14 protein-coding genes are annotated in these 19208 nt (G+C 56.3%); 9 read left to right on the forward strand and 5 right to left on the reverse strand.

The genetic code is table 11. The features are described from left to right. The 4 genes from GXX82_15065 to GXX82_15080 all read right to left on the reverse strand — a co-directional run. Positions 1-271 (reverse strand): hypothetical protein (locus GXX82_15065; GenBank protein ID NLT24359.1); only part of this gene is annotated, 271 nt, incomplete at its 3' end. Positions 272-877: 606 nt separating this feature from the next. Beyond that, positions 878-4033 (reverse strand): DEAD/DEAH box helicase family protein, encoded by a 3156-nt coding sequence (locus tag GXX82_15070; protein ID NLT24360.1) that lies wholly within the window; start codon positions 4031-4033, stop codon positions 878-880. Then, positions 4030-6810 carry a site-specific DNA-methyltransferase gene (locus tag GXX82_15075; GenBank protein NLT24361.1) on the reverse strand — a complete coding sequence of 927 codons (2781 nt, stop codon included), beginning with the start codon at positions 6808-6810 and terminating at the stop codon, positions 4030-4032. Before GXX82_15075 ends, GXX82_15070 begins: the two co-directional genes overlap by 4 nt. 343 nt (positions 6811-7153) lie before the next feature. Then, the gene (locus GXX82_15080) at positions 7154-7360 is read right to left on the reverse strand and encodes a hypothetical protein (GenBank protein ID NLT24362.1); all 207 of its coding nucleotides are present in this window, start codon (positions 7358-7360) and stop codon (positions 7154-7156) included. Positions 7361-8171: 811 nt separating this feature from the next. On the opposite strand from GXX82_15080, the gene GXX82_15085 reads away from it, so the two are divergent. The 9 genes from GXX82_15085 (at position 8172) to GXX82_15125 (ending at position 16709) form a co-directional block, all read left to right on the forward strand. Then, positions 8172-9014 carry a hypothetical protein gene (locus GXX82_15085; protein NLT24363.1) on the forward strand — a complete coding sequence of 281 codons (843 nt, stop codon included), beginning with the start codon at positions 8172-8174 and terminating at the stop codon, positions 9012-9014. Positions 9015-9245: 231 nt separating this feature from the next. After that, positions 9246-10259: a hypothetical protein gene (locus GXX82_15090; protein ID NLT24364.1), complete on the forward strand. Its 1014-nt coding sequence runs from the start codon at positions 9246-9248 to the stop codon at positions 10257-10259. Between the two features lie 216 nt (positions 10260-10475). Beyond that, on the forward strand, positions 10476-11504 hold the full coding sequence (locus tag GXX82_15095; GenBank protein ID NLT24365.1) for a hypothetical protein: 1029 nt from the start codon (positions 10476-10478) through the stop codon (positions 11502-11504). A 202-nt stretch (positions 11505-11706) separates the two neighbouring features. Then, on the forward strand, positions 11707-12381 hold the full coding sequence (locus GXX82_15100; GenBank protein ID NLT24366.1) for a hypothetical protein: 675 nt from the start codon (positions 11707-11709) through the stop codon (positions 12379-12381). Beyond that, on the forward strand, positions 12381-13667 hold the full coding sequence (locus tag GXX82_15105; protein NLT24367.1) for an N-6 DNA methylase: 1287 nt from the start codon (positions 12381-12383) through the stop codon (positions 13665-13667). The genes GXX82_15100 and GXX82_15105 overlap by 1 nt, the downstream gene beginning before the upstream one ends. Positions 13668-13868: 201 nt before the next feature. Beyond that, on the forward strand, positions 13869-14765 hold the full coding sequence (locus GXX82_15110; GenBank protein ID NLT24368.1) for a hypothetical protein: 897 nt from the start codon (positions 13869-13871) through the stop codon (positions 14763-14765). Beyond that, on the forward strand, positions 14762-15469 hold the full coding sequence (locus GXX82_15115; protein NLT24369.1) for a hypothetical protein: 708 nt from the start codon (positions 14762-14764) through the stop codon (positions 15467-15469). The genes GXX82_15110 and GXX82_15115 overlap by 4 nt, the downstream gene beginning before the upstream one ends. After that, positions 15466-16161, forward strand: coding sequence for a hypothetical protein (locus GXX82_15120; GenBank protein NLT24370.1), 696 nt, complete (start codon positions 15466-15468; stop codon positions 16159-16161). Before GXX82_15115 ends, GXX82_15120 begins: the two co-directional genes overlap by 4 nt. Before the next feature lie 5 nt (positions 16162-16166). Then, entirely contained in the window at positions 16167-16709 is a 543-nt protein-coding gene (locus tag GXX82_15125; GenBank protein NLT24371.1) for a hypothetical protein, read from the forward strand. 223 nt (positions 16710-16932) lie between these two features. Here the strand turns inward: GXX82_15125 and GXX82_15130 are convergent. Then, positions 16933-19208, reverse strand: a 2276-nt coding sequence (locus GXX82_15130; GenBank protein NLT24372.1) for a UvrD-helicase domain-containing protein, incomplete at its 5' end; no start/stop codon positions are given.

The raw sequence follows: 19208 nt of genomic DNA on the forward strand, positions 1-19208 counted from the left end.
CCGGCGAGAGGGTGCCGGCGTCGGCGACCACGTCCCGGTGGATGGTATATCGATCGGGGAGCCCCCCGTACTGCTGGAGCGGCCGTGCGCCTTTCAGGGGCTCCAGGATGCCGCGTGCGATGAAGGTGTCGACCATTTCGATGAATCTGTGATGCCTTGATTGATCGGCGAACAGGTTGATCCCGCGCTCTTTGAGGGCTCTCTCGATCTCGGTGAGATGGATGCGCTTGTTTTTGTGATCGAGCACGATGGTTCTGATCAGCCGGTCCATGGTTCTATCCGGGACATTACATGCGGCTATATATAATTCATTTGATCAGGTGCTCGGGCCGGCAACTATACTATTCTGAAGTTTTCCCAGGGGTAGGGCGATTTTCTGTATCCGGGTCTGGAAGCCGCAGTGTTCTCCGAGCGTCAGTATGAAACAATATTGGCGCGAGAAGTGTGCGCTTATTGAGCCGGTATTACGCACGATGAGGCTGCTGGTGACACCAGTGCCGATGGCGATGACCGGCAATGCTCGTGAGTCAATCCGAAAAGGACTATGTGAAGAGATCTCAGATATCCAGGGCAGTTTATTGCTTCCAGAAAGCCGCTACAGACACAGATGAGCCCATTATGAGTCAATTCATGATCTTATGCTTCAGAACCATGGAGGGATGAGCAAGGCAATAACGAGGGCATCGAGACACTGGTTTCTATTTCGTGAGGCCGATCGAGACAGTAGATCGCCCCATAAATCTGGTGCGTGAGGACACCAGAACGGTTCAAGTGCTGAGAGTCAAAGATCTCGCTGTTTGGCAGATCGAAAGAGTCGATTGGGTCAGTGTAAAAATGGAAATTCCATTTGGCTCATTCAACCTTCTCTCTTGTCATTTCACTGATCATCATTTTCATTGCGTATGTTTGATGAGTTCTGATCAACGAGGTCATCGATGTACTTCCGAATCCCATCAAGATTTCTCGACATTTTAAATACCCATCTGCCATACTTTCCTTCAGCATTAACGGCTTTAATCCATCTTTCTGCGGCTTGCTGTTTGGTTTCAGCAAGAGTATCAAATCCCTTTGTCTCAAGAATGAGATTAATCGGGGGATCTGTTCTTAATCTGGCGATAAAGTCTGGAATAAAATCATGAGATTGTCCATTGTGCGCATAGGGTATTCCAAATCCCAGACCAGCATTTTTTACAAATGCCTCAACTCCCGGATGCGTATCCAGAATGTAAGCGGCTGATTGCTCCCAGCGCTTGGTATCCATGACAGCGTAATTTACATGAGAGTGGACAACCTCGTGAACCGGTCGAGACGACCAAAACTCGATGTCTGCTGTGGAACCCATTTCACGGTTCCTTTCAACTCTTGGTCTTTCTGGTTCTTCACCCAAGGAGGTATCAGGTTCGATGGCTTCACGCAACCGTTCAATGATCCAGCCATAATAGGGAGAACAAAATGCATCCAGAATGTTTGCCGGTGGTATAACCCTTACTTTTTCTGACAGGAAACGCTGTACGATCTGCAATATTTGCGGGAATAGTACATGAGCGGGCACCTGGTTATCAGAGTAGGATGTATATTCTTGCGTCAAGTCCCTGGCAATTTCAAAGGTTAATTCCTGCAGTCTGCGTCCTTGCCGTAGCGGGTTCAAATCGATTCTTTCCAGTTTTCCTGGACCTGATAGAGAGGGGCGGCCACTGTTGAGGAGCATCGATGCTTTTATCTCCACCTCAGGGGGGATGTTCATAGGATCAAGTTTCACCGGTGCGATAGCATTCCAATCGACTGTTATCCGATTGTGTACAGACTGGCGGTACCCTATAACCCTAGGGAATTTTAACTCATATTGTGCTTTCTGAGGAATGGCATGTATGAAATGCCTTTTTTTCGGTTTCGGTGTAGGTCCTTCCGTCTTTTTGAACGGGATTATCTCAAAGGGCACACCAAATACCTTGGCAATTTCTTCGGATAACTTGCCATCTTCATCAGCATCATAGGCAGACCGCCGAAGTGCCCTGCCTACGACCTGTTCACAAAGAAGCTGAGACATAAATGGTCGGAGGCCGATGATGTGGGTGACCGTATTACAGTCCCAGCCCTCTGTGAGCATGCTTACGCTGATGATGCATTTTACATCCCGTCCGGGGGGGTTCAGGGGGCGGTTTAGTTTCTTGGCGAGCTCCTCGAATCCTTCTGGATAAATTGGTCGCTCCTGCTTGTCCCGGGGCCAGTCGAGTTTTCCGACGGTATCAAGGGTGTATCTCATCCAGTGTGATTCATCACTTTTTGCTGCATCGGAGTCTGTATCAGAAACTACCTTTGAATCTACTCTTATTGTATTTAGTTCAGTATCAGTATTCAGGAGTTCAGGGATACGTGCTGGAGGAATACCAGTAGGGCAGCGGTTCTCTGCGAGCCACTCATAGATCACCTTCGATATATTAGTGTTTTTGCAGACGATTACAAACACCGGGGATCTCGGGTCACCTCTCTGCTCTTTCCATTCTACACTGAGATCTTTCCAGAGCCCGGCGAGCATAACTATTGGAGTATGTGCCCATTTGAGTATGGCTTCAGGTCTGGGATTGGCCCTTCTCCCACCACGTTCTGCTGGAGTCAGCCTGGGCAAGATCCACTGCCAGACATTGAAGTAACTTGGTATCTCCGCACCGGTTGTGTCTCTCACGACTAACTGAGGGATTTTTACAAGGCCGGACTCGATCGCATCAGTCAGCCCGAAATCGCTGACGACCCATTCAAAGATCTGGTTAGCCTTCTGACCGGTGCTGTTGAGGTAGTAGGGGGTCGCTGATAGGTCAATGCAGAAGTTAATCTTTTTATATTTGTTAATTTTATCCAGCCCCTCGATCCAGATCGTCGCCTCCCTGGTGAAATCCTCATCCTCCTCTCCATCATCTTCAATGAGTGTCTGCTGGGCGTCCTCATCATCAGGTTCGACTTGCGAAATCCTGTACGCGTGATGCGCTTCATCGTTGATGACAAGAATACTCTCTTTGTTTCCAATCTCCCGACCGAGAACGCGGTTTACAAGGGCTTTTTCACTCTCGATGTACTTCATTGATTCAACAAAGATCTTCGTCAGGTTTCCCTGCCGATCTTTTTCTTCTTTGATTACGGAAAGGAGCCCGGCGTCTCGCTGAACCTGGTAGTCCTCGAGGGTAATATAGCGCTTGCCCCGTGCAGTCGTCGTTTTTTGGCCGATAGTTATAGTTTCTTTGACACGAACCGGCACCCCGGCTTTAACAACCCGTGCTGAATCGCCTGCAACAGTGATTGATTTCGGTTCAAAATAATGCCAATTTGTGATGAGGACTTTCCCTTGACGGAGTGTCGGCATCAGATGCGGCGGAACGAGGTCGCGAACCCGGTAGATGCTTGCATCGTCTCTATTTGGGTCGAGTTCCTGAAGTCGGCTTTTTATGGTGATGTTTGGGCAGACAACGAGAATGACATCAGAAAAGCGGGTGTCGTTGCGAGAGTTAATTTTGTTGAGAATGCTCCAGGCGATCAGCATTCCCATAACCATTGTCTTGCCAGATCCCGTTGCCATCTTGCAAGCGTACCTTGTAAATGCCGAGTATCCATTCTCTATCTGGTTACCGGTCAGGTCTTCCATGGGAATGGTTACTCCCTGCAGAAAATCCTGCCGGGCCTCTTTGAGAAAAATGATGGTTTTTGCTGCCTCAAGCTGGGCGAAGAAGAGTCGGGTTTCGCGGCCATCGCGCTGCCAGTAGGTCAGAAGATCAATTGTTGTACGGGTGACTCCTGGATATCCCTGATCCTGCCACTGTTTCACTCGCTCACGGATAAGATTTATCTGTGGGAGATCTCTGAAAACCCCTCGGACATCATCTTCCGTCGTCCCTTGATCAGCACGTGGATCACGGTAGTAGTAACCCGCTGGTCTCCGCCCGGTTCGTTTCTCCGGAAGTTCACCCTCAACGATATGCCAATGTTCCCTTGGCTCCTCGTATGGAGAGTTCAGGATTGGTTCGGGAACTTCGAAGTCCGTCATTTCCTGCTCCCCTTCAGAGGCTTTATCACCATGAGCTCGTTACCGCGGTCGTCGATGACCTTGACAGCAATCTGGTTGTTTTCACCGGCGTAAAATGGGGCGCTGGTCGCTCCAGCGAGGTGCTCCCATACCGAGTCGTCGTAAGTACTGCCGAGCGATTTACTCAGGTTTGTCCAGGCGCCTGTGCGAGGGAAGAACGCCTGACAGACCCGGAAGCAGCGACTATTGTAATCTGTATCAAGGAACCAGGCGGGAACGTCATCGCCAGCCATGTGTTGGGTCTCCATTGTGATGGGATCAAAGGTGTCCATCCCCAGGAGCTCAACTTCAAAGCGTTGCGAATTCTTCTTTCCATCTTTTACTGCAGTGATCTTGATATCCGGGAGGCCGCAAACGCTGAAGATCTGGCTTGACCGCATATGTTTCAGCAGGTCGTCCATCATGATGTCCGGGGTGATCGCAACATATGTGGCAGGGATTCCGGCGACGTTTTTACACTGTTCGATCAGCAGACGGGCATTGGGCTGGGCGTTGACACCAACAACATAGAGGTGCGAATACCCCTTTATTCTTGCTTCACGGGCAGATTCAAAGACAAGCCGTTCACTCACCGAGGAATTTTCCGGCCCGAACACCAAGGCAACCGGTTTTTCATCGCCATTTTTGACGAGCGCTTCCGCCGATAGCGAGAGTGCCTTTGCCGGGGGTCGGATATTTGTCAGTTCAACGGTACGATTGCCATCGAGGTGTAGTACCGGAGACCGGCGCAACACTTCGATCATTCGGTCGATGAACGAGGAGTATTCCTGTGTTCTCTCGGATGTTTCATCCTCCTCCTTAATCTCCACAGGTGTCGGGATTGTTGCCTCGAGAGTGAAAGGGCCTGTAACCCGGATGATGTTCCCATCAATCTCTGGTTTATCTATGAGGACCTCTTCTTTCGGTTTCAGGTCATTTGCGATATCTTTCAATCGAATGTGTGGAATAATTCCACCAATCTCTTTCCCTTTTCGGTTTTGTTTTCTCTCGTAAACAAATCCTCCTGCAGGACCAATTTCTGGATTTTTTAATAGGTAATACGGATATGTTGCCGTCAGAAGGCGTTGCCGGGTCAATGCGAGGGGGACGCGACTAACATCAATTGTAATCCAGCGTCGGCCCCATTGCTCCGCCACATATGCAGTGGTCCCCCCTCCACAGGTTGGATCAAGTACTAAATCCCCAGGGTCTGTGGTCATTAATAGGCACCTCTGGATGGGCTTGGGAATTGTCTGAACAACGTAATTTTTTTCACTAAAACTGCTACTCGTATCGGTCCATACATTCGGTAGTGGGTAGTATAGGAAATCGTCCCAATATCTTTTGTAGAACAGGGTTTTACCTGACACAATGAACCGATTCTTTTGTGCTATTTTTCCCATCCCTTCAGGCGAGGTTGTCCAATATCGTTTACCGGGAGAATACTGGATGCCCCTAAACTCAAAGGGTTCTTTCCCTAAGCTGTACTCATGACTTGAGGTGGCATCACTTGTAGCAAAAATCCTCGAATCACGAGGGAGGAGAGAGTGATCAAGAAACTCTGAACGGGTCAGCCTCCTTTCGGTTCCATCTGGAAGTTCAGCCCACACATATTGCGAAGTTCCTTCTTCTCCAGGCACTTTCTCAAGGAATAGAGAATGATACTTTGTCTTTTGCTTATCCTTAGCGTACCAAATGATGAAATCAGAGATGTTCGGAATATACTTATCAGTCGGGGCACTTGTTTTTTTCATAACGATTATGCAAATGAAGTTTTCGCTGCCAAACACTTCATCCATTACATCTCGAACTTGATGGAGGTTTTCATTTGATATTTGAACAAATATACTGCCGCTTTCACTGAGTAAGTATTTTGAAAGGAGAATTCTGTCACGTAGGTATGTCAGGTAAGAATGTAGACCAAGCTCCCACGTATCCCTATATGCTTTCACCATCTCAGGTTCTCTTGTAAAATCTTCGTCGCTATTATGGGGCACTTCTCGGTTTTTTGGCCTTACAAATGGTTGAAAATTCGACCCAAACTTGATACCATAGGGCGGATCCATATAGATCATCTGGACCTGCCCACCCATGCCTTCGTACTGGAGGAGCGAATTCATTACAACTAACGAATCTCCAAGAATGAGGCGATTTGTCCAGTCGTCTGAATATTCATACGCCTTGAGGACCTGATCGGTAATGGGATGTCTTGGATCACCAAAGAGCGCATCAAGGGTGCTCTGTTGCGTCTTTTCCTTTCTCTTCAGCGTTTCCAGAATGGCCTTTGTCGAGAGACGTTCATGGATGAAGAGGGGAAGAGTCGGGACATCAAATGAGATATGCTCTCTTTTCCCGGACCAGTTCAGGAAGGGCTGGCTGATCTTTTTGAGGTATTCTAGGGCATCATCAAGGTTCTGGATACTGATGAGGACCTTTCCATTATTATCTTTGAAGACTTCAGGTTGAGAGAAACGGTGCGGCGGTGGGAGGCAGGCAGCTTTATCAATCATTGTGATGAGCCATTCACCGACGTCGCGTGCTGAATTAATATCATCCCAGCACATCTGTGGAGAAAGGGATGAATCGTAGTCATATGTCTGTGGAGATTTCTTTTTCTTGAACTGAGCCTGTACACCGACTTCAGGCCGGATAACGGCTCCGGCTTCCGTGTGCTGGTAACTTTCGGTAGTTGGTGCGGTTGCTGCTTTCTTTTTCCCTCTTGGCACGGTATCGCCTCTCAGATAAAGAGAAATAGTCATTCGACCATTTAATGGATTCGAAATAAACGTTAAGGCTATTTTGGGAGCCTGTTTCTAAAGAAGAAGCATTTGAATCATTAAATGCCCGGAACAGCCCCACATTTCTAGGTTATGCTCGTGATAAGCACTGCTAACTCTCTTCGGCCTAGAATTTCAGTTTTTGCCCCAATAAAGGGCATTCTGCTCATAACAGGGCCCTCAAGGCCTACTGTCCATCCCGACCAGTCACAATTTCACCTGTCGTCTGTGTTTCCCATTTTATCTTTCTAGGCCGTATTTTTGCCCAGCACAAAAAATCGGCTTCCCACAACTGAGATTGATATGCTAGCATGCATTATCATGATCAGAAAAATGTTAGGACGACCTCTCTAACACATGAGGAGATACAGATATTTGTTAAAGCAGTTACTCCACCCCTCATATTCATCAGCACCCTCCCCATCTGCTCCTCCATCTTCCGCCCAAGCTCCTCCCGCCGGCGCTCGTAGCCGGCCAGCCTCTCAAACTCCGCCTCGAGGTTCACCGGCTCCGCCACGACATACCGCGACACATCAAGGTCATACCCCCGTCGCGAGAGCCGGCCTTCACCCGCTCGATCTCCGGCGTCAAAACGATCCGGTAGGGCAGCCCCGGAGCATCCGGCCCGGCAACCGCATCCTCCCGGCGGAACGCCGGGTACCGGTCGACGACCTTGATGGCCTGCCCCCGGTATGCGTCTCCCGTCCCTCATCTCACGGGAAAAACCTGAAACATCAAAGCAAAGCGGGTTAATTCACCGTTTCAGCGCTTTTCCAGGGCGATTTTTCAGTTAACTTCGGGAGATCAAAGAGAAAAACCGGCCCGACAGGCCCACCTGACCCTGCCGATTTACCCGGCGCAAAAAATCGGCTTCCCCCCAGCCGGCAACCTCTGTGTAGCGACCGCAGTAGAAGCGCCCCCCAGATTCCTCAGGATGAACATGCCGGGTGAAGTGTTCTCCCTGAACGGGCATAGGATCGCTATCTACTGGTGCCTTCACCCGTGGTGCAGGAGTAAAAAGATGCTCAAAGCCTCCAGGGACGGGGTTTCCTGCATCAACCTGCCCGGGGCTTTCCGGGTGAAGAAAGAAGGGAGCGACAGTACTGCAGATCTGCATGAATTGCACGTAGAACAATCGGATCTCGGCCTTCTGACAGATACGCCGCCGGACCCAGACCTCAGCGGAAATGAAGGAATACCCGCCAGGCAACACGCCAAGCACGGATGTGACCCTGCTGGCGGCACCTGGGCTCTCCGTCACAGGCAAAGGCCGGGCGCAAGGGGGCCGCTGATCCGATTCACAATCCTCTGATCAAGACTACTTTAAAAAAGAGGTTTTTAACATGGTAGTTCACGAGATTGACAACAATTACACAGTATCGCAGATAAAAAAGCCCGATCTCAGGTTCCTTCTGATTGACAACCTCAAGGAGATCCTACCGATCTACAGCCCGACGTACGAAGAGACAGCCATGAGTGCATACGTCCGCGGGCGCCTCCGTGCCGGCGGCTGGAATGTCACCTCCGACCGCATGGGGAATATCATGGCCGTGCGGGGAGAACGCCCGGCCGCCGGGTATACGTTGCTAAATGTTCATATGGACACCTGTCAATCCGAAGATGACCGGGACATCGGGGAATATCTTCGCTACGATGAGGAGCGGGGCATCTTTCTCGCTGAGAGCCCTGACGGCGACCGCTACCAGATCGGAGGTGATGACAAGGCCGGGATCAGCACCATACTAACTCTGGCCCGGGGAACAGACCTGCCCTTCAAGATCCTCGCAACCGTCCGGGAGGAGGAGGGCCAGCAGGGGGTCCAGGAAGTACCACCCGATTTCTACGCAGACTGTGCCTTCGGACTGACCCTCGATCGCAGGGGGCGGGGGGACATCATCCCCACCTACCACGGCAGAACCTGCGCCCCCGATCACATCGTCACCAACCTCATGTCGCTGGGAGAGGAGGAGGGTATGGACTACTGGAAGACCTGTGGTGGCTCAATTGCCGACACCTACTACATCGCAGAGCACATTCCGGCCCTCAACATTTCGACGGGTTACTACAACCCGCACACCTGCCTGGACTACATCCGGGTCGATGAGACATACGGAGCGCTGCGGCTGGCGAAGGCATGCATCGAGCACCCGGAGCGCCTGCTCCGCCGGCCGGCTCCGTCCGACTGAACCCGGTCTGGTCTCTGCAGGGTGTGGTGCCCCTCACCTCTTCGGGGTGGTGGAACAGCCGGAATTGTATGGAGCGGCCTCCCCCGATACGAGGTTAAGCGGCATACCATTCATCCGGAGCACCTGATGCCGACGATTAAGCGCCCCATTTTACTATCCCTTGCGTGAGAGGCGCCGGTCTCTCAATCGAAACCGCGCGGCTTATTAAAGCGGGCATAGTTACTTTATTTGATGAACTCAAGAAGACCGAGGGGGAGAGCGAGGGGAGAGAAGAAAGGCAGTACGAAGCGGAAGATCCTCTTCTACATCTATGACCACGAGGATGGTGTAGGAACAGATGATATCTACGATTTTTGCGGAAGAAAATTGAACATAAAAGAGCACACCGGAATATTGAACAATCATCTCTACCCGCTCGAAGAGAAGAGATACATACTCTCTGAACGAGGATCCGACAATGGTCTGCTCTGGAAACCTAACGTAGATGAGGGTATTATCCAGGAGATCTGGAAGGACTACAGGATGATCTGGGGTGGGATCCCCTCGATCAGCGACATCTGTACATTCACATCCACGAGCGCCATGCGATCGTTCATCCGGCAAAGTGTCCTTCCGGAATTCAAGGAGTCTCCGGTATCCCGGCTGGAGCACTGGAGGAGCATGTACTCCGGTCTTCCCTCCCGTAGACAGCTGGACCACGGTGGGGCGTCAAACGATCCCCTCTGGGTAGAACTTGACAATCTCATCTGCTGGGCGCATCAGGTAAATCCATGCCTGATCAGCCATCACTTCGATCGCCAGCGAGACCTGATACTCTTTACAACATTTACTCTGGCCGACTTCTTTGAACATCGTGATATTAGCAGAATATGGGAGGAGAAGGGGATGCGTGGGATAACATACGATCTGAGATCGTTAACCCGGACGAATCCGTTGCTCTCCTCTACGAGAGGATACGGCAGGAGGGTGGTGTCGCAGGAGTTTGTTATGCTCGCTACAATATACCTGTCATTCATTGCGAATAAAGCAAGGTTCGGGAGAGAGTATGATATTCTCCTCTCCGAAGAGGAGTTCAGGCGGATTGAAAAACTCCTGGATAGTAGTTTGCGTATGCTTGGCTCCGATGTAGGTAAGGATTTTGCTTCTAGCATTCAGAATATCAGCGTGGTCATCGGGACATTGCAGTCTTTCCGGGACTCCGAAGAAAAAGCCCAAGATCCGCGGATCTTCCTGATGAATATGTGAGGTCCCTCCAGTTTTCATTTTTGCCACGAGGGTGCGCACGAGCCTGCACACGGACTCCCGGAGGCACCATGCCGGCCCATTAAAACCCCCTATTTTTGATTGGATTGGCCTATTGACCAATTATAACTGCCTTCTCGTGATTTAATTCGCTAAAATGAGTTCTATTTCCGAAACTATTTATCAAATCCAACAAATTGAACTTACAGGAGGTCTTGTATGAGTTTTGATGATGTAGCGCTTCTAAAAGATCAAGAAGAATACCAGATCATAGGGAAGGAACTGCTGTCGATCATGCAACCGCTGATACGATGTTACTCTCCATCAGGAAGCGAAGATCTAGTTGCGAAAGCCATTCTGGACTTTGTCAAGGATAGATGTCATGAGTGGAGAGCATTTTCCGATTGTGACATTACCAATGGGATTGGAAACATTCTTGCCGTCCCCAAGGCGTATTTGGATGAATCGAGTCCATTTGCCAGCAAAAAGAAGTTGCCGGTCCTTATGGCGCACATGGACACCGTGGATCGGAATAACCGTGAGCAACTGTCTACCTACACGTTCCCGGACTCGCTTGGTGATCACGGGATTGTCGGGGGAGAACAAAATTTTGTGCTTGGATTTGATGATAAGGCTGGAATTGCACTAATTCTGCACTTGATGAGCACCTGTCAGAACCCTGACTTCAAAGTCTTGTTCACCGTTCAGGAGGAACAGATTACAGATCCAGACGATGATCTCTCCGTTTCCGGGCGCAATGGAGGAGGTGGAATCCAGTACGCGCTAAACAAGTATCCTGAATTCTTTGACACGTCTTTATGGACGATTATGATGGATCGGGCAGAAGATAAGAGCGGAAATGTTCAAAATAGCGTTCATATAACAATCCGCGGCAAAGGTGAACCTTCGGATGTTGTTTGTTGGTACCTTGATCGGGATACCTGTTCTCCGGCCTTTAAAGCGAAGATCGAAGAGATCTCAGTTGATCTTGGAACGCCCATGATCTCCCAAAGAAGCGGAGCCAAAGCCGATATATACAATATTCGTTTGTCTCATCCAGCATATTCGTCAGTAAACCTGGCATGTGGTGGATATCGAGAACATAAATCCCGCGACTACCTTTGCTTATACCAGACAATCCGAACCTTGCGGGTTGTGCGTGAATGTATCCGGCAGCAGGATGGTTGTATCGGGCAGCGCAGTGCAATTAGTTCGATTATTATTGCATGCTCCATGAGGTGCGATTAACCGACACTTTGTCTGGAGTATCTCTGGTACCAGAGATACTCCATCGTTTGCTCTTTTTGAGTATATCATTTGAAGACTCACGCTGCGCTGCAACTTACCTGCTTGGGGTTGAGAGAATCCTCATCAGTGTCACCGCACCCGGTCCTGCAGATGTCAGGAGCTTACCTCTCTCGAAACTTTCCCAAGTCATAAAAACGTATACTTGTATACAAGTTTGGAACAGTTTATATACTATTGTGCCAAAGGAGGCTGTGGTGAGCCAAAGGTGAAAGAGAGCCAGCCGTTTGAAAAGATGTGGGTAGGACGCCCCAGAAAAGGGATTCGGGTCCGTCCTGATGAGTATTCCAGAGAAGAGGAGGTGCCGCGGCGCCAGATCCGGATCGGTGACCTGAGCAGCGATCCGATTGGCCTGATCACTACGGACTGCCCGGAACCCCGGGGAGAGAGACTGGAAGAAACCCGGAAGCCCGGGGATCCGGCCGTCGCCGCCGGCGATCTCGTCATCATCGTCGCTGGCTCGACGCCCCGATGTGCCGTGGCCGACGAGCGGGCCGAAGGCTGCACCATCAGCCCAAACCTCGTCGCGGTGACGCTGCGGCCGGAGTACTCGCCCTACTACACCTGTTGGTACCTCAACTCACCCAACGGCCAGCACCAGTTCGCTCAGCGCTCAGTGGGGTCCGTGGTGACACGGTCGATCCCCCTCAAAGGCCTTGGAGAGATGGAGATCGCGCTACCGCCGCCAGAAGCGCGGGGCGAGATCTATGCCCTCTATCAGAGTTTCTATGAACACGAGCGGAAACTCGCAGAGGAGCGTGACGCAAGGACGCGCATCCTCAACGAGATCGTCCGCAGGGCAGAGGAGGGGGTCCTGTAATGGCTCCGGGAAAGTCCGAGGAGGAGAGGTTCGCCGCAAAGGCTCTACAGGAACTGCGGAGAGAGGATGTCTCCCCCGGGACGGCAGCCCGGTGCTGCCTCTCACTCCTCGCCGTCGTGAAGACGAAAGACTGGAGCCGGGTGAAGCGTGCGTCCGGGGAGGCGGATTCCCTCGCGGTCGCGGATGCGCTGCAGCGTGCCTCCGATGCGGCCGGCGTGCCGCTCGATTACGAGTCGTTCGCCGGACTGAACCCCGATAACGTCCGGAAACTCGTATCGATCTTCGACAGGATTGCAAAGTGGGAGATGCAGTTGATCCAGGCGATAGCAGAGGCGTTTGCCATCCGGGCGATCGAGGGTTACCAGACACCGGGCCCGGTCGCGGAGCTCATGGCAGAGATTGCCCGCCCTCCAGCCGGGGCGACGCTCTTCGATCCCGCAGCCCGGGGGGGCCTGGTCCTGCTCTGGAGCGCACTCCGCGCCGGGGAGGAATCGGTGCATGTTCGCGGTTGGTCATACTACGATGACGCTGCCGGCCCGGAGGCCTGGAAGGTTGCTGCACTGGTCCTGCGCGCATCCGGGGTCCCTGATATCCAGATCGATCCGGCCCCCCCGGTGGACGAGTACCACACGACGCCGGCTCCCCCGGCGGACGTGGTCGTCAGCGACCTCACTGAAGTGCCGGCGAGAGATCCACGCAGAGAGTGGGCCCCAAAAGTGCAGGGGCTCCTCTCGAACCTCGCCGGGAGCAAGACTCTTGTGATACTGGTACCGAACAACCACCTGGCGAAGGCCGCGGACCTCAAGAAGTTCCTCGCGGACTCCGGGGCTCTTGCAGCGATGATACGCCTGCCGGCCAGCCAGTTCCCAAGAGTTCTCCACGACGTCGATCTCCTCGCCCTCCGTGGAGACAGGGCTTCCGGTCTGGACAGAGAGATCCTGTTCGTCGACCTGGCGGCGTACTTTGCGGCCGACAGATCGAGGAGCCTCGATGCCGGGGTTTCGCGAGAGGTGGGCGAGATCTATGAAGCGTTCCTGAGCGGGAGCGAGGACTGGAAGGGAGAGAGTATCGCCCGGTTTGCCCGTGCGGTCCCCCTTGCAGATATCCGGCGGGACGACGCGGCCGGCCCCGAACTCGAGGTCACCTTCTATGTCCCGCTGGTGGTCGAGCCGATCGACCTGAGAGCCGAACTCGAACGGCTCAGGAAGGTCGAGAAGGAGCGCCGGGCGGTCGAAACGGACCTGGAGCGAAGGATCGAGGACGTGCTGGGCGTGATCCGGACCTGAGCCGGTCCCGGCACCGACTGGCCTTCCAGGCGCCATAGAGAGGAGATGAGTTGAATGCATGCCATCTGACTACCGGAGGGTGGGTCTCCACCCGGATCGGGGCTGCGAACTGCACCCCGGGAAAAGACCGAAGAATACCCCTGACCGGGGTCACGGTACCGTTGCACGAAAATCGGTAAAACAGCATTAAGGTGAGCAATCATGGAGAAAATCGACATCACTACCGAAGGATCCGTCTTTGAATCGCAGGTCTACAACTATCAGGGCATCAACCACAACGCGGTCGCCATCCCCTTCTTCGCGCCGGAGGGAGGGGACGAGCGGCTCTACCAGAGGATCGAGTGCGCCGAAGGCACCTGCCACACCGTTCTCTCCTGGACCCCCGGCCGCGGCGGCCTCCCCTGGCCGCACCTCGAGGCCTTCCCCGACGAGGCCGCCCTCCTTGCCGCCTACCCCTGCCTCCCCCGCGAAACAACTCCCGGCTGGAGCCTCCAGGCCTGCTGCGCCGCCCACGACGTCTACCAGCACTGGCGGGACGAGAGCCGGCCGATCATCGACCTCATGCCCATCGAACTCCGGGAGAAGTGCTGCTTCCTGATCCGGAGGCACGGCTGGATGAGAAAACCGCTCTACGACCATCTCACCCTCCCTGTCGGGCTCCTCGAGTTCCGGCCGGGGGCGACCCCCGCGCTGTACGTCGCCGGCACCGTCGCCGGCCTCGCGTTCGCGCACCCGGAGATCCGGCCGGCCCTCGACCGCGGGCTGAGGCAGTCGCTCGTGGTGCGCCTCGAACGGAAGCAGATGGTCCCGGCAAACTTCGGCAACTGCCACCGCATCAACGACCCCCGGGCGACCGTCCTCCCGCTGAAGGGTGACGGCCAGTGCCTGCTGGTCCGCCGCTGCTTCCCGGCACCGGACGGGGCCGACAGGGGCACCTACACCCTGCTCTTCTGGACCGGGGACGACGCGGACGCAGAAAGCCTCTCTGCCGACTACGCGACGCTCGATGCCCTGGTCCGGGAGCACCCGGACCTTGAGGCCCCGCTGGTGAAGTACCACCAGGATGTCACACCCCTTACAGGGGGCCGGGTGGCATGACCGGCGATCCTGCACCCGGCGGAGAGCCCTGGTTCATCGGCCCCCTCGGCTACGTCCTCCGGCTCCCCTGCTACGGCGGCACCCGGGTGGACATCATCCCCTTTGTGACCACCGACGAACCGACGGATGCGATCCGGCTCTCCCTGAACGAGCGGGTCTACACCCGGCTCCGGCCGGAGGGGGGAGACCTGCACGCCGTCGTCTTCTGGCGGCGGGACGAACCGGGGATCGGGATCTCCCCGGACGTGACGGTATACGCGGATCTCGAGGAGACGCTCGCGGCGTATCCCGCCCTCCGCGAGCGTGCCGTGGCGTTCGAGAGCGCCGGGGTCCTGAAAATCCCGGGTTCGAGCGAGGAGGAACGGAAGCGGAGCGTCCATGGCGCGGTCCTGGAACCCCCGCCCGGCCGGCCCACTTACACCCTCTTCCGCTTCGGGTTCGGGGAAGAGATGCCGTTCGTGAGGGTCATCCCGGTCATGGTGGATTCCGGCTGCTGCCTTCGCTTCGAGCGCAGCGGGTATCGCTGCTGGCAGAAAGGCTCCTTCCTGCACACAAAGGCCGGGTTCCGTCCCCTTCGGCCGGGGCTGCTCGAGCTCCGGCGGGAAGCTGCCGGCTTTACCGTCGCCATGCACCCGGGCAGCGACCCCCGCGCCCGGCCGGAGGCGGAGGATCTTGCCGGACCGGAGCGGGGGTGGGACCGGTGAGGCGGCGCTTCGGGAAGAGACCGTCCTACTTTGAGGAGGAAGAGACGGCAGAAGGAGACGAACGGGAGTTCTCCGCTCTCTGGTCCGCGATGGTGGAGGACGGGTTCGTCGTCGACGGCGGCAAGGCGGAGAAAGAGAGGATACGCGAGCTCTACGCGGAGGTCTGCGCCGCCCTCGGCCGGCGGCAGGGGTGGGTGACGCCGGAGGTGGTCTTCGAGGCCGTGGAGGAGGTCAACGGGGGGTGTCCCCTCTCTCCGGAACGCCACGCCCAGGCCATCTGCGCGGCCGAGTGGTACACGGGGCCGGCCCTCACCGGGAGGTTTCCGCGGCCGGGCCGTCGCCCCTCCCGGCGGGACCGGCTCGTCGCGCTCTTCCGGGGCGAGGCCGTGGAGGAGGTGCCGCAGGACCCGGCGATCTACGCCGTCTTCCCCTTCCTCGAAGAGGTCGAGTACGGCCTCTGCCTCGCCATCCCGCCCGCCACGGTGAGCGAGGTGTACGGCGCCGTCGCCGGCCTCTACCGGACCTTCGGGGTCTGCCCGGACTTCCCGACGCTGGTCGAGCGGCTGCGGCAGGACCCGGGAGTGCTCCGCGCCGGATACGCCCCGGTCTGGTACGTCTGGAGGACGGTGACCGACCTGCACTATGTCATCCGCGACAGGATGCAGAAGGTGCTCGACGCGGCGGGGAAGTGACGGCGATGGCGATGCTGATCCTCGAGTGCTGCACGAAGAAGGCCGACTACAACAGCGGCTACCGCGACGGCTACGTGCTCAACGAGTTCCTCCGGATGATCGACCACCCGGTCGACTACCACGAGATCTCCCGGAAGTCCGACCTCCTGGACCTGCTCTCGGGTGACCTCTGCTACGAGCACGTCTACATCTCCTCCCACGGGGAGGTACAGAAGGGCGAGGCGTACCTCCGGCTCCCCCGGGCGCGGGTCTACCCCGAAGAGTTCCCGGAGGGTTGTTTTGCGAGCGCGGAACTCGTGGGGCTCTCGGCCTGCTCGCTTGGAAAGGTTGCGTTTACCGATAGGTTCATGCAGCAAACAGGCGCACGACTGGTCGTCGGCCCGAAGAAGGATGTGCTCTTCGCCGACAGCGCGATCTTCTTCCTGAACCTCTTCTACCTGATGCACCGGCAGGAGCGGGGGGCGAAAAGCGCCCTCGCGCGAACGGCCGATTTCTTGAAGGGGACAAGGCCGTTCACGGGGGCGTTTGCGGTGCGGAGGAGCGGGTGAGGGTGACGTTCGTGCAGAACGAACCCGGCTCGCACCCCCGGGAGTGGGCAGAATCTGGGTTCAGGCTTCCTGCGGCCGCACCCGAACTTGCAGAGGGGCCAGAGGGGGCATCACATCCAGAATTATCAGGAGTCGCCCCTAGACAGAACGGCCTTCGACACTTCCTGCCGGAAGGTCCCGGGAGGACCAGCCAATCAGGAGTCCTTGATGTCCGTCATACAGTTCATTCTCCACGGCCCGGTCTCCGGCATCCATTTCTGCCGTTGCACCCTTCGCACTCCGGCATCCGGAACAGCCGCAGCTCGATGCCGGCAACCGCATCACGAATCTCACCCGGAACCCTCTGTTCGTCTCCCCTGACTTCCACCCAGCGGTCGCTATCGACGAAGTAAAGGAAAGGTTCGACTGCCTCACCCAGAATCTGCTCGGCGGCGAGCCGGTAGATGGTTACCTGGACCGCGTAATCCTCGACTTTTGCCGGGATATCCTCCACACCGGCGGCGCCCGTCTTGTAGTCGATGAGCACCCAGGTGCCGTCCGGCCGCCGGACGAGCCGGTCGATGGCGCCTTTGAACTTCGCACCGCCGATGCTCGCCCGGAACGGCACCTCGCAGCAGTCGTCCGTGACCCCCTGCATCACCTCCGCCGCACAGAAGCGGTCATAGAGCGCCTGGTATTCATCCACGATACCGGCATCCTCGACACCGTAGCGCCGGAGCACGGCCCCGGGATCCCTGCCACGGAAGATCTCGTGGACGATCAGCCCCCGCGTCGTTGCATCCATCGCCCCGGATACCTCACGAATCGGCTGCGTCATAATATTAAGCCGAAATCTGCGCTCGTACGCGAGCGGGCAGCGGAGGTACTGCCGGATCTCGCTCGCGGAGTACACGTGCTCCTCTTCGTCGACCAGGATAGGAGGCACGCCCTCCGACACCCCGGCCCCATTGTCCGGCAGGGAAAGGCGCATGGCCCCGGTCTGGCGGGGTTCTGCGTATATTGCTGCGGGATCTGTAACGAGAGGGATGCAGAGCGGGGACTCTTCGCCGGGAATCTCGGCCGCTCCCCGCACGTAAACGTCATCGCAGAGCCCGATGCAGCGGGCGAGCCAGCCCATCCGGTTCTTCGCATCCTCCAGGGTCTCCGGGACCCCGGCCGGCAGATCGCCGCAGAGGACCAGGTGGTCCTTTGCCCGCGTCACGGCGACGTAGAAGAGGCGTTTCTGTTCGGCCCTCTCCTTCTGCCGGTACTCCCGCTTGAGGACTTTCAGGAGCGGCGCCTCCTCGCGTTCATGATCGTTTGCCGGATTCGGGATCGTGACACCGATTCGGAACCCGTCCTCCACCATGACAGTGCCACCGCGAGCCCGGGGCGGCTCGCCGAGGTCGGGGACAACGACGATCGGGAACTCGAGCCCCTTCGAGGCGTGGACCGTCATGATCGAGACCGCGTTCGCGGTCGTCAGGTCGAGCAGTGCATCGCCTTCCCGCTCGCCGTCGTCGATGCAGGTCCCGAGCTCCCGGACGACCCCGGCGAGCGTGCCGGAGCCGTTCGCCTCCATCCTCCGGGCGAGGGCAACCGCCTTCTCGACATTCGCGGCCGCCTGTTCGCCGCCCGGCATTCCACCGAGGACGACGGAGATCCCCGACTCGGAGACGATCCGGGCGAGGAGGTCGGCGGGAGAGACCCGGCGAGCGTGCAGGAGCCACGACCTGAGCAGCTGCACCGCCGCCGTGATCTCCGGATCGGACGCGAAGCGCTCCAGCCGCTCCCAGAGAGAGTTCTCCGGGGAGCCGGACCGGGCGACGGTGTAGAGCCGGGTGTCGGAGAGCCCGAAGTAGGGCGACCGGAGCAGCCCGTAGAGGGCGACGTCGTCCCGCTCGTTCTCCAGGAAGCGGAGGATGTTGTAGAGGTCGTAGACCTCCTGCCGCTCGTAGAACCCGATACCCGCGTGGACGTGGTAAGGAATGCCGTAGCGGACGAGCGCCCACTCGTAAGCGGCAAGGTTCGTTCGCCGCTCGATAAGGATGGCCACGTCCCGGTAATCCGCTGGCCGGGGTTCGTCGAGGTGTTTTCCTTCCCGGTCCCAGTAGACGCGCCGCTTCTCGTGCTCGATGAGGTTCTGGATCTTCCGGGCGACCATCTCCGCCTCGGCACGCCGGCCGGACTGCCGGTCGTCGGCCTTCGCGACGAGAAGGAGCTCGACCGAGCCGGCGTCGCCCTTCCGGCACGCCTCCAGCGGTTCGTACCGGAACTCCCAGGGTCGTGCAGACTCCGCCATCAGCGCCCCGAAGATGGCGTTGACGAACCCGACGATGACGGGCGTGCTCCGGAAGTTGACGTCGAGCGGGACGGCTTCCCCGCCGAGATCCCGCTCGATCAGGTCGCGGGTGCGCTTAAACTGCGTGACGTCGGCGTCCCGGAAGAGGTAGATGGACTGCTTCGGGTCGCCGACGACGAAGAGTTTCGCCGAAGTCTGCGCGAGATCGCCGAGGATCG

Origin of the sequence: Syntrophorhabdus sp., assembly GCA_012719415.1 — a bacterium.
Taxonomy (GTDB): domain Bacteria; phylum Desulfobacterota; class Syntrophorhabdia; order Syntrophorhabdales; family Syntrophorhabdaceae; genus Delta-02.